The following is a 9,668-nucleotide window of genomic DNA, read 5'->3' as shown; positions in this document are numbered from 1 at the left end:
CTGGGCGCGCGACAACGCAGCGGGGGGAGGGAAGGAAGGGGGGGGGGGCGGGGGGGGGGGGTGTTTTTGGGTGTCTGGGGGGGGGATTGAACCCCCCCCCCCCACCAAAAAACCCGCCCCCCCCACCCCCCCCCTCTCCCTTCCCCCCCCCCGGCACCGCCTCGGTGCGGGGCGTGACCAAGGCTCCGAAGGGCTGCGAGGCCGAGCGCACCGGACACGGCGTCCAACTCGTGGACACCGGCCTGCGCGCGGAGCCCGACCCCGAGGCCGTACGGCTCGGCCCCTGCGACGTGCCCGAGATCCTCGACCTGGTCGCCCGCACCGACCCCGGCCCCTCTCTGCCCCACACCGTCGAGATGGGCACCTACCTGGGCATCCGCCGCCGCGGCCGCCTGATCGCCTTGGCCGGCGAACGCCTCCATCCACCCGGCTGGACCGAGATCAGCGCCGTGTGCACCGACCCGGCGTACCGCGGCCGGGGTCTGGCCACCCGCCTGGTCCGCGACGTCGCGGCCGGCGTCAAGGAGCGCGGCGAGCGGCCCTTCCTGCACACCAGGGCCGACAACGCGAACGCGCTCCGGCTGTACGAGTCGATCGGCTTCACCCTGCGTCGCCGTACGGTCTTCTCACTCGTACGGCGGACCGGAGCCGCCGTTCTGGAAGAAACGGCATAGCTACGCCGTTGTCCTTGTCGAAGGCGATGACTTGGAGGTGGGCCGGGTGACTCGTGTCCTGCGTGCCGTGCGCCTCCACGGCCGGCCCCACATCGACCTCCAGCGCGTGGCCGGCGCCCTCTGTTGTTCCTGACCTCCCCCAGCCTTCGGCCGGGGGAGACCCCATCTCCTTTCGGTCGCCATCCGCCGTGCGCCCCTGCCCGTATGCCGACGATCTCGAACGGACCTCCAGGAAGGCACCGTCGTGTCATCAACTCGCTCTTCCCACCTGCACCTTGCCGTCGCGTTGGACGGCACCGGCCGGCACCCCGCCTCCCGGCGCGAGCCGGCCGCCCGCCCCCGTGACCTGTTCACCGCCGCCTACTGGGCCGCCCTGGCCGCCGAGGCCGAGCGCGGCCTGCTCGACTTCGTCACCATCCGCGACCTTGTCATCAACACCGGAAACCGTCAGACCTTCGTCGGTTCCCCGGCCACCATCGCCAAGACCATCAACGACTACGTCCAGGCCGACGCCGCCGACGACCGGGTCGCGTCGTGAAGTTCCTCGCGATCACCCTCATCGTCCACCGACCGGATCCGCTCACCGGTGTGCAGAAGCCGACCCACGACCGCTTCCGCGAGGTCCTCGACAACGCGCTGCTCGCCGAGGAACTGGGCTTCGACGGCTTCGGCGTGGGGGAGCGGCACGAGCGGCCGTTCATCTCCTCGTCCCCGACCGTCGTACTCAGTCATGTGGCCGCCCTGACGAAGCGGATCCGCCTGTTCACGGCCGTCACGACGCTCAGCCTGCTGGACCCGGTCCGCGCGTACGAGGACTACGCGACCCTCGACCACCTGTCCAACGGGCGCCTCGACCTGATCATCGGCAAGGGCAACGGCGCCGCTCAACGCGACCTGTTCCACGTCACGCCGGAGGACCAGTGGGACCGCAACGCCGAGAGCTACGAGGTCTTCCGCAAGATCTGGCGCCAGGACAAGGTCACCGCCGACACCCGCTTCCGCCCCCCGCTGACGGACGCCGAGGTGTGGCCGCGGCCGTACCAGCGGCCGATCCGGGTCTGGCACGGCAGCGCGACCAGCAAGGAGTCGGTCGACCTGGCCGCCCGCTACGGCGACCCGCTGTTCTCGGCGAACGTCACCCACCCCATCGAGCCGTACGCCGAGCTGATCCGCCACTACCGCGAGCGCTGGGAGCACTACGGCCACGATCCGGCGCAGATCGCCGTCGGCGCGGGAACGGCGGGCATCCACGTCGCGCCCACCTCCCAGCAGGCCCTCGCCGCATACCGGCCGGTCTTCGAGTCCAACCTGGCCTTCTTCAAGAAGGCGGGCCTGCCGGTCGTCTTCGAGACGCTGGAGGACTTCGTCGAGCGCAGCTCCGCGCTGATCGGCAGCCCGCAGCAGGTCATCGACAAGGTGCACCGCTACCACGAACAGCTCGGCCACACCGTACTCCACCTGCACGCCGACGCGAGCGGGCTGACGGAGCCCCAGCACCGTGCCTCCCTCGAGCTGTTCCAGTCCAAGGTCGCCCCCGTGCTGCGCCGCGAGATCCCGGACCCGCCGTTCGTATGGGGACCCGTGCTTCCGGAACCACCGCTCACCCAGGAGTGCAGCCATGTCTGATATCGCCCTCGGAGTTCTCGACCTGGTCCCGATCCCTTCCGGCTCGACGGCAGCCGATGCCCTGCGCAACTCCATAGACCTCGCCCAGCAGGCCGAGCGCTTCGGATATGCCCGCTACTGGTTCGCCGAGCACCACCTCAATCCGGGCGTGGCAGGTACGTCCCCGGCGGTCGTCCTGGCCCTGACAGCGTCCGCCACCTCCACCATCCGGCTCGGTTCCGGGGCCGTGCAGCTCGGGCACCGCACGGCGCTGTCCACCGTGGAGGAGTTCGGCCTGCTCGACGCGCTGCACCCTGGCCGCTTCGATGTGGGTTTGGGTCGCTCCGGCGGCCGCCCGCCGGGACAGCCGGCCGCACCGTTGCCGACGGCGACCCCGGTCGTCGACGGCCGCACCCCGAACGGCCTGTTGATCCCACCCCGCTTCTCCTTCGAGCATCTGCTCGGCTCACCCCGCATCGCGCTGCAGCGCAGGCTGCTTCTGCTGCCGGGCGCCGAGTCACAGGACTACGCCGAGCAGATCGACGACATCCTCGCCCTGCTCGCCGGCACCTACCGCTCCCCGGAGGGCGTCGAGGCGCATGTCGTGCCGGGGGAGGGCGCCGACCTGGAGGTGTGGATCCTGGGCAGCAGCGGTGGTCAGAGCGCCGCTGTCGCGGGCCGCAACGGACTGCGGTTCGCGGCGAACTACCACGTCAGCCCGGCCACGGTTCTGGAGGCGGTGGAGGGTTACCGGTCCTTCTTCCAGCCTTCCGAGTTCCTCGACAAGCCGTACGCCAGCGTCTCGGCGGACGTCGTGGTCGCCGAGAACGACGCCACCGCCCGCACACTCGCCACCGGCTACGGCCCGTGGGTCCGCAGCATCCGGACCGGCGAGGGCGCCATCGAGTACCCGACGCCGGAGGAAGCGCGTGCCCACCGATGGACCGACGAGGATCGGGCCCTCGTCCAGGATCGCCTCGACACCCAGTTCGTCGGCTCACCGGGCCGGGTGGCCGACCAGTTGGAACAACTTCAGGAGGCCACGGGCGCGGACGAGTTGCTCATCACGACGATCACCCACGACCACACGGACCGGGTCCGTTCGTACGAACTGCTCGCGAAGGAATGGCGGCAACGGGGTCACTCCTTCCAGCCGAGCTGATGCTCGGGAGTCCCCCCGCCGCCACGATCGAGGTCGCCGGACTCCTGCCGCTCGACATCACTGACCGGATCCTCGAAGTCACCGGAGTCCGCTCCACCGCCTCCGCGTACGGTTTCACGGCCGCCGCCGAGGGCCGCGAACCGTACAGCATCAAGACCTCATCTCCGCGCCGGGCCAACCTCTCGAGTACGTCGACACCGACGCGGTCCGCCCGGCGCCTGGGCACCGGCGTCGTCGGCCCCGACGTCGACGGCTTCGACCTCGTCTACGCCACCCCCGGCACTTTCGTCGACCTCGTCGTCCCGGAACTGCGCGACGCCCGGCCACCCGCCATAGCGAACTCGCCATCCGGGAGCGTGAAGCAGCCGGAACGCGCCAGCTTCCCTAGTTTTCCTATCGAATTACTAGGAAAGCGTTGACGGTGGTCGGAGAGGAGGGTGAGGATGATGAAGCCGACGCGTCACTGCGCACTGCTGCACCCCCACCCCGCCTCGCCGGGCACCGCGTCGTCCTCGGTCTGCTGAAGGAAGACGCCATGACCACAGCAATGAGCTGGAGCGACGGCCGCAGTCGCATGAAGCGGGTGAGGATATGACGGTGACGGCGGACGAGGTGACCGACGCGGGAGCCGGGCAGGTCGACTGGCTGCACATAGCCCGTGAGATGGCGGACGACCTGGCAACGGACGCGGTCGAGCGCGAACAGGCCGGCAAGGCACCGCTCGACGAGGTGGCGCGGTTGCGCGAGTCGGGACTGCTGACACTGCCGGCACCGGCCGAACTCGGGGGCGGCGGTGGGGACTGGCGCACGGCCTACGCGGTCATCCGCACCGTTGCCGCGGCCGACGGTGCCATCGGCCACCTGCTGGGCAACCACTACTTCCTGTCCTGCAGCGCCCGGTTCTTCGCCGACCAGACCCGTGCCGCCCGCATCGAGCGGGAGTCGACGGCGGGGCAGTGGTGCTGGGGAGGCGGTATCGCCTCAACTGAACCGCCACTCATCCTGACCCCCACGGCGGGCGGTTATCTGCTCAACGGCTACCAGAGGTATGCCACCGGAGTCGGGATCGCCGACCGGCTGGTGGTTCGAGCCGCCGAGTACGGCACCGGTGAGCCGTTGGCCGTCCTGGTCGACCCCGCCCGATCGGGCGTCGTGAGCGGCAGCGGCGGGGACGCCTTCGGCCAGCGGCTGGCGGCCCGTGGGAGCGTGGAGTTCGACTCCGTGCCGGTGGCGGCCGACGACGTGCTCGGCTCCCTCTCGGCGGACGAGGACGTCCTGTCACCCTTCGCCTCTCTGGCCGCGCCGACCGCGCGTCTGGTCTCGGTCCAGTTCTGTCTGGGCGTGGCAGAAGGCCTGCTGGCCGAAGTTCGCGAGTACGGAAGGGCCATGAGGTCCCCCTGGCAGCCCTTCTCGCCTCAGCCCTGGCCGGGCAGCCCACCGCAAGATCCGTACGCGCTGACCGTGTACGGCGAGCTCACCGTCGTCGCACGTGCTGCGGCCGCCCTCGCCGAGCAGGCGGTGGATGCCCTGGTGCGCGGCCTCGTACAGGGCGGGGAAGTCGACGAAGAGGAGTGCGCGGAGATCTCCGTCCTCGCGAGCGTGGCCGAGTCTGCCGCCGTCCGGGCCGCGCAGGAGATCACCACCCGTGCCCTGGACGTCATCGGCGCCGACGCCGCCTCCGCGCGGCAGGGCTTCGACCGCTTCTGGCGCGACACCCGGACCCACACTCTGCGCGAGCCGGTCGCCCACAGACTGCGCGAGGTGGGCGACTACTTCCTCAACGGCGCGCACCCACCCTTCGCCCTTCCAGCCTGACCGGGAGGGCGACCGGCGCGCGGGCGGACACGACAGTGATGGATAATCGCGGCATGCGGATCTCGGCGCGGGCGGACTATGCGGTGCGGGCGGCACTGGAGCTGGCCGCAGCAGGGGACGAGGCCTCGCTCAAGGCCGAGGCGATCGCCGCGGCGCAGGGCATCCCGCACAAATTCCTGGAGGGCATCCTCGGCGACCTGCGCCGGGGCGGTCTGGTGGTCAGCCAGCGGGGCGGCAAGGGCGGCTACCGGCTGGCCCGCCCGGCGGAGTCGATCGCCATCGCCGACGTCATCCGCGTGGCGGACGGCCCTCTGGTCTCGGTGCGGGGAGTGCGCCCACCCGAGCTCTCCTACTGCGGTCCCGCGGAGTCGCTGCTGCCGCTGTGGATCGCCGTACGTGCCAACGTCCGCAAGATCCTCGGCGAGGTCACCCTGGCCCATGTCGCCGCGGCCAAGCTGCCCGACGAGGTCGTGAGCCTCGCGGAGGACCCCGAGGCCTGGACGAATCCCTGACCGACGTCCGGTGAACGACATGAGCAGATCTCCGACATGGACAAGCTCGTCGTGGGCCGGAGGAGCCACCACAGGACCTACCCCCTCCGCACACCACAGCACCGGCTCGCGTGCGGCGACGACGTTTGTGCGGCCCGGTGCCGTGTGCGCGTGGCTGATGGGGTAGGGCGCGCACGCCGTGTCGATCGGGATCCGGTCCTGGAGTTGTTGCGCCCGTTCTCCAGCAACTGGCCCAGGCCGACGCCCAGATCGGGCGAGGAGGCGATGATCCCGGCGGCCATCAGCGACCGTCAGGAGAACGCCCAGCCCTGCTTGAGTCCCGCCGAATAGCCGGGTAGCGCCCCCGGCATCACGATGTGCCGCGCCCCGCGCAGGCCGGTCGCGCCCGTCGTCCGGCCGGCTCGCAGGAACAGCGGCGGGAGCTGGTCGATGCCCGCGACGAGGCCGTTGGCGATGGACGGGGCCGTGCCGAGCAGGATCACGGCGTACATCATCGAGTCGTTCAGGCCCAGCCGGATCACCCGCAGGCGGCACCCAGGCCACCGACGGCAGCGACTGCGGGCCGGACAGGAAGGGGCCAACGCGCCCCGAAGGCTGCGGCTGAAAAGACTCCACGTCAGGTCGGGTCGCCCGCCGTTTCCGTCCGGTCAGGACGGAAGATTTCCTCGATGGTCAGGCCGAAGACGTCGGCGATGGTGAACGCCAGAGGCAGGCTGGGATCGTACCGCTCGGTTTCGATGGCGTTGATGGCCTGCCGGGAGACCTGGCACCGGTCGGCCAGGTCGGCCTGGCTCCATCGGCGGGCTGCACGCAGTTCGCGGAGTCGGTTCTTCACAGTGCACCGTCACCGGTTCAGGCGGGTACGCAGGTCGGCGATCGTCATCCAGATGCCCACGCCGCCGAGGAGGATCAGCTGCGCGAGCTGGTGGAGCTGGATGATGCCTGCGGCATCGAGCAGGGTAGCCACTTGCAGCCCCACGAGGACTGCGGCGAAGGCGATGGCCATGCTCTCCAGCTGAATCCTGCGCAGGTATTCGTCCGCGCGCCGGAACGCCCGCCACAGCACCCAGACGATCGCGAGGGTGAAGACGGCGGTGGCCGCGATCCACCACGCCTTCTGGGCGGTGCTCTGATGGGGGTTGCTGCCCAGTGCCAGGGCTATCACGCCCAAAGTGGACACGGGTATGCCGTCGATGAGTACAGCGCGGCGGGCTGCGCGCGTCACCTGGTCCTGCTCTCCCTGCTTTGCCATGCGACGAATGTAAGGTGACCTTTCCATGGAGTCAAGTGTCCCTGACTGAGTGGAAGGGTCACCTTACATTCTGGCTATGTGGAACGAGAATCGGCTCCTGACCCGCCGGGCGCTGCTCGGTACCGCCGTCGCGTCAGCCGTCGCTTCCGTCCCGACAGCCACGACGGCATCCGCCCAGTCGCGACCCGCCGCGGGCTCACCGGTCGCCGCCCACCCCACACCGACTCCGGTGCGGCTCACCCTGCCCGCACCAACCGGTCCGCACCCGCTGGGCACACTCTCGTTGCACCTGGTCGACCGGGCGCGCGTCGACCCCTGGCAGGATTCCCGCGGGCTCGGGAACTCATGATCCACCGGTGGACCGCGGCCGGTGCGGGAGGCCGGTCGTCCTGTACTCACCGGGCCTGCGCAGCGACCGAAGCCCCGGCACTGTTCTGATCGAGGAACTAGCCGGCCACGGCTACCTGGTCGTGGTCACCGACCACACCTACGACGCCGACCAAGTCGAGTTTCCCGGCGGCCGGGTGGAAACCTTCGCCATCACCGGCGACATCGACGGTGCCCTGATCGCCAAGGCCCTCGCTGTCCGTACCGCGGACACGCGGTTCGTGCTGGACCAGCTCACCGCACTCAACGCCGGACACCACACCGACGCCGGACGGCGACCCCTGCCACCCACCCTCACCGGCGCGTTCGACCTGTCCCGCGTCGGCATGCTCGGCCACTCCCTCGGCGGCGCCACAGCAGCCGCAGCCCTCCGCGCCGACCGGCGCCTGCGGGTCGGCGCCAACCTGGACGGCAGCCTCCTGCCGCCTGTCACCGCCGGCACCGACCGGCCGGGCCCCGCGACCCCACCCAGTTTCAGGGCGAGTTCGATGTTCCTGCCCGCGGTCAGCCACGGGAACAGGGCGTGCCCCTGGACCATCGGGGCGGGCCGGCCGTCCGTGTCGATGGAGCCCCCGGACGGCAGGTCCAGTGCTTGCGACCAGGTTGAGCAGGGGGGACTTGCCGCACCCGGAGGCCACTCATCGGGGTCCGGCTGTCGTTACTCGGCGCCGAGGCCGGCGTCGGCGACCGTGTCCTTGCCCTCGGCCTTGAGGACCTTGTTGAGTGGCGTGAGGTCGTAGATGCCCTTCAGATCGGGCTTGTCCAGCAGGCCGGCCTTCACCGCGTGCTCCGCCTCGGTGTTGAGCGTGGAGGCCAGCGGGTCGTCGAGGAAGGTGATCGACTTCCAGGCGGGGTCGATAACGTCGGCGGGCAGCGCCTTGCCCGACAGCTTCTCCAGTGCCGTGTTGGCGGAGGCCTTCGCCTTCTGCGGGTTGGCGTTGATCCATTCGTTCGTCTTCACTGAGCCGCGCAGTACGGCCTCGACGACGTCGGGGTGCTCTTTGAGGAAGTCCTGCCGCACCACGATGTTCGTGATCACGAACTTCTTGTCGGGCCACAGCGTCGACTCGTCGAGCAGCACCTTGCCGCCCTCGGCGACCAGCTTCGACGCGGTCGGCTCCGGGACCCAGGCGCCGTCGAGGGAGCCCGACTTGTAGGCGTCCGGGGTGATCTTGTTGTCGGTGCGGACGACGGAGACGTCGCCCTTGCCGCTCTCGGCGTCCACCTTCCAGCCCTGGTCCGCGATCCAGTTGAGGAACGCGACGTCCTGGGTGTTGCCGAGCTGTGGCGTGGCGATCTTCTTGCCCTTGACGTCCTTCAAGGACTTGATCTTCTTCGGATTGACGACGAGCTTCACGCCGCCGGAGGCTGAACCGCCGACGATCCGCAGGTTCTTGCCGTTCGACTTGGTGTAGCCGTTGATCGCGGGGGACGGGCCGATCCAGCCGATGTCGATGGACCCGGCGTTCAGAGCCTCGATCTCGGAGGGGCCGGCGTTGAAGGTCGAGGTCTTGATCGTGGTGCCGCCGAGCTCCTTCTGGAACAGGCCCTCCTGGACGCCCACCAGAGCGGTGGCGTGGGTGAGGTTGGGGAAGTAGCCGATCTTCACTTCGCCGGCGGAGAGCTTCTTGGCGCCTGCCGCGGCAGCCGGGGTCTGCTTGCCGTCGTCGGTCGATTTGGAGCCGTAGCCGCATGCGGTGAGCAGGAGCGGGAGCGTAGCCATGACGGCGAGGGTGCGCAGGGTGGTGAGCGGTCTTGCGGCAGACACGGAGGTGTCCTCTCAGGGAAGGAGGGGTGATCAAGGAGGTGTGGAATGGCGTGCTGAGGTCTCAGACCGGCCGACAGATGGAACTGGACGTACGGCCGAAGTCGATGTGACGACGCGAGGTCAGCACGGGCAGCACCCGGTCTGCGCGGCTGAGCGCTCCCACGGCCACCCCCTGATCCCTAGTTTTCCTACCTGACTGCTGGGGATCGTGGCAGAAGGCGGCACCCACCCCCAAGGGGGCATTCATATGGTGGACGCGAGTATCTCAATATTCGGGATAGATGGCCCAGCGGCAACCGGACAGGAACGATCGTCAGCACCCACACCCCCGACATCCGGCGGGATATGGCGGGGCGGTCCGGCGGACATGGTCCTGATCTCCACCCCCGCGGTGCGGAGGAGGCCATCGAGGCACGTTGCAGCGGGGGGGGGGGGGGGGGGGGGGGGGGCGCGGGGTTTTTTTGTTTGTTTGTGGGTGGGGGGTGCGGGGTGG

Annotated in this window: 10 protein-coding genes and 4 pseudogenes; 9 read left to right on the top strand and 5 right to left on the bottom strand. The window is 69.8% G+C overall.

The features are described from left to right. Positions 1–212: 212 nt before the first annotated feature. The 8 genes and pseudogenes from ACZ7HQ_RS14830 to ACZ7HQ_RS14795 form a co-directional block, all read left to right on the top strand. Positions 213–674: pseudogene (locus ACZ7HQ_RS14830) on the top strand (GNAT family N-acetyltransferase); the annotation flags it as partial. A 37-nt stretch (positions 675–711) separates the two neighbouring features. Beyond that, positions 712–807, top strand: coding sequence for a putative leader peptide (locus ACZ7HQ_RS14825; protein ID WP_470988863.1), 96 nt, complete (start codon positions 712–714; stop codon positions 805–807). 111 nt (positions 808–918) lie between these two features. Then, positions 919–1,098 (top strand): annotated as a pseudogene (locus ACZ7HQ_RS14820) (LLM class flavin-dependent oxidoreductase); the annotation flags it as partial. A 110-nt stretch (positions 1,099–1,208) separates the two neighbouring features. Beyond that, the gene (locus ACZ7HQ_RS14815; protein WP_470988860.1) at positions 1,209–2,300 is read left to right on the top strand and encodes an LLM class flavin-dependent oxidoreductase; all 1,092 of its coding nucleotides are present in this window, start codon (positions 1,209–1,211) and stop codon (positions 2,298–2,300) included. Continuing rightward, positions 2,293–3,441, top strand: a complete 1,149-nt coding sequence (locus ACZ7HQ_RS14810) for an LLM class flavin-dependent oxidoreductase (protein WP_470988857.1) — start codon at positions 2,293–2,295, stop codon at positions 3,439–3,441. Before ACZ7HQ_RS14815 ends, ACZ7HQ_RS14810 begins: the two co-directional genes overlap by 8 nt. Next, positions 3,441–3,860 carry a hypothetical protein gene (locus ACZ7HQ_RS14805; protein WP_470988854.1) on the top strand — a complete coding sequence of 140 codons (420 nt, stop codon included), beginning with the start codon at positions 3,441–3,443 and terminating at the stop codon, positions 3,858–3,860. The genes ACZ7HQ_RS14810 and ACZ7HQ_RS14805 overlap by 1 nt, the downstream gene beginning before the upstream one ends. Before the next feature lie 244 nt (positions 3,861–4,104). Then, positions 4,105–5,256, top strand: coding sequence for an acyl-CoA dehydrogenase family protein (locus ACZ7HQ_RS14800; RefSeq protein WP_470989016.1), 1,152 nt, complete (start codon positions 4,105–4,107; stop codon positions 5,254–5,256). A 53-nt stretch (positions 5,257–5,309) separates the two neighbouring features. Next, positions 5,310–5,768, top strand: a complete 459-nt coding sequence (locus ACZ7HQ_RS14795) for an RrF2 family transcriptional regulator (RefSeq protein ID WP_470988852.1) — start codon at positions 5,310–5,312, stop codon at positions 5,766–5,768. Positions 5,769–5,968: 200 nt separating this feature from the next. Here ACZ7HQ_RS14795 and ACZ7HQ_RS14790 read toward each other — a convergent pair. The 3 genes and pseudogenes from ACZ7HQ_RS14790 to ACZ7HQ_RS14780 form a co-directional block, all read right to left on the bottom strand. Next, positions 5,969–6,350: pseudogene (locus tag ACZ7HQ_RS14790) on the bottom strand (ABC transporter permease); the annotation flags it as partial. 34 nt (positions 6,351–6,384) lie between these two features. Continuing rightward, the gene (locus ACZ7HQ_RS14785; protein WP_470988850.1) at positions 6,385–6,603 is read right to left on the bottom strand and encodes a helix-turn-helix transcriptional regulator; all 219 of its coding nucleotides are present in this window, start codon (positions 6,601–6,603) and stop codon (positions 6,385–6,387) included. Between the two features lie 9 nt (positions 6,604–6,612). Beyond that, positions 6,613–7,020: a hypothetical protein gene (locus ACZ7HQ_RS14780; protein WP_470988847.1), complete on the bottom strand. Its 408-nt coding sequence runs from the start codon at positions 7,018–7,020 to the stop codon at positions 6,613–6,615. Between the two features lie 76 nt (positions 7,021–7,096). On the opposite strand from ACZ7HQ_RS14780, the gene ACZ7HQ_RS14775 reads away from it, so the two are divergent. After that, complete coding sequence (locus tag ACZ7HQ_RS14775) at positions 7,097–7,369, top strand: hypothetical protein (protein WP_470988844.1); 273 nt, start codon at positions 7,097–7,099, stop codon at positions 7,367–7,369. Between the two features lie 495 nt (positions 7,370–7,864). Here ACZ7HQ_RS14775 and ACZ7HQ_RS14770 read toward each other — a convergent pair. Together ACZ7HQ_RS14770 and ACZ7HQ_RS14765 are read right to left on the bottom strand one after the other, a co-directional pair. Beyond that, positions 7,865–8,042: pseudogene (locus tag ACZ7HQ_RS14770) on the bottom strand (ABC transporter ATP-binding protein); the annotation flags it as partial. 23 nt (positions 8,043–8,065) lie between these two features. Further along, positions 8,066–9,175 (bottom strand): aliphatic sulfonate ABC transporter substrate-binding protein, encoded by a 1,110-nt coding sequence (locus tag ACZ7HQ_RS14765; protein ID WP_470988841.1) that lies wholly within the window; start codon positions 9,173–9,175, stop codon positions 8,066–8,068. Positions 9,176–9,668: the final 493 nt, after the last annotated feature.

The sequence above is a fragment of the Streptomyces sp. NPDC037290 genome, assembly GCF_055603245.1.
The sequence above is the reverse complement of the archived record's forward strand: the minus strand, read 5'-3'. Positions and strand labels throughout refer to the sequence as shown.

Coding starts and splice junctions, on each gene's coding strand:
- ACZ7HQ_RS14780 (WP_470988847.1), bottom strand. CDS start 7,020: ATGGCAAAGCAGGGAGAGCAGGACCAGGTGACGCGCGCAGCCCGCCGC.
- ACZ7HQ_RS14805 (WP_470988854.1), top strand. CDS start 3,441: ATGCTCGGGAGTCCCCCCGCCGCCACGATCGAGGTCGCCGGACTCCTG.
- ACZ7HQ_RS14800 (WP_470989016.1), top strand. CDS start 4,105: ATGGCGGACGACCTGGCAACGGACGCGGTCGAGCGCGAACAGGCCGGC.
- ACZ7HQ_RS14775 (WP_470988844.1), top strand. CDS start 7,097: ATGTGGAACGAGAATCGGCTCCTGACCCGCCGGGCGCTGCTCGGTACC.
- ACZ7HQ_RS14795 (WP_470988852.1), top strand. CDS start 5,310: ATGCGGATCTCGGCGCGGGCGGACTATGCGGTGCGGGCGGCACTGGAG.
- ACZ7HQ_RS14810 (WP_470988857.1), top strand. CDS start 2,293: ATGTCTGATATCGCCCTCGGAGTTCTCGACCTGGTCCCGATCCCTTCC.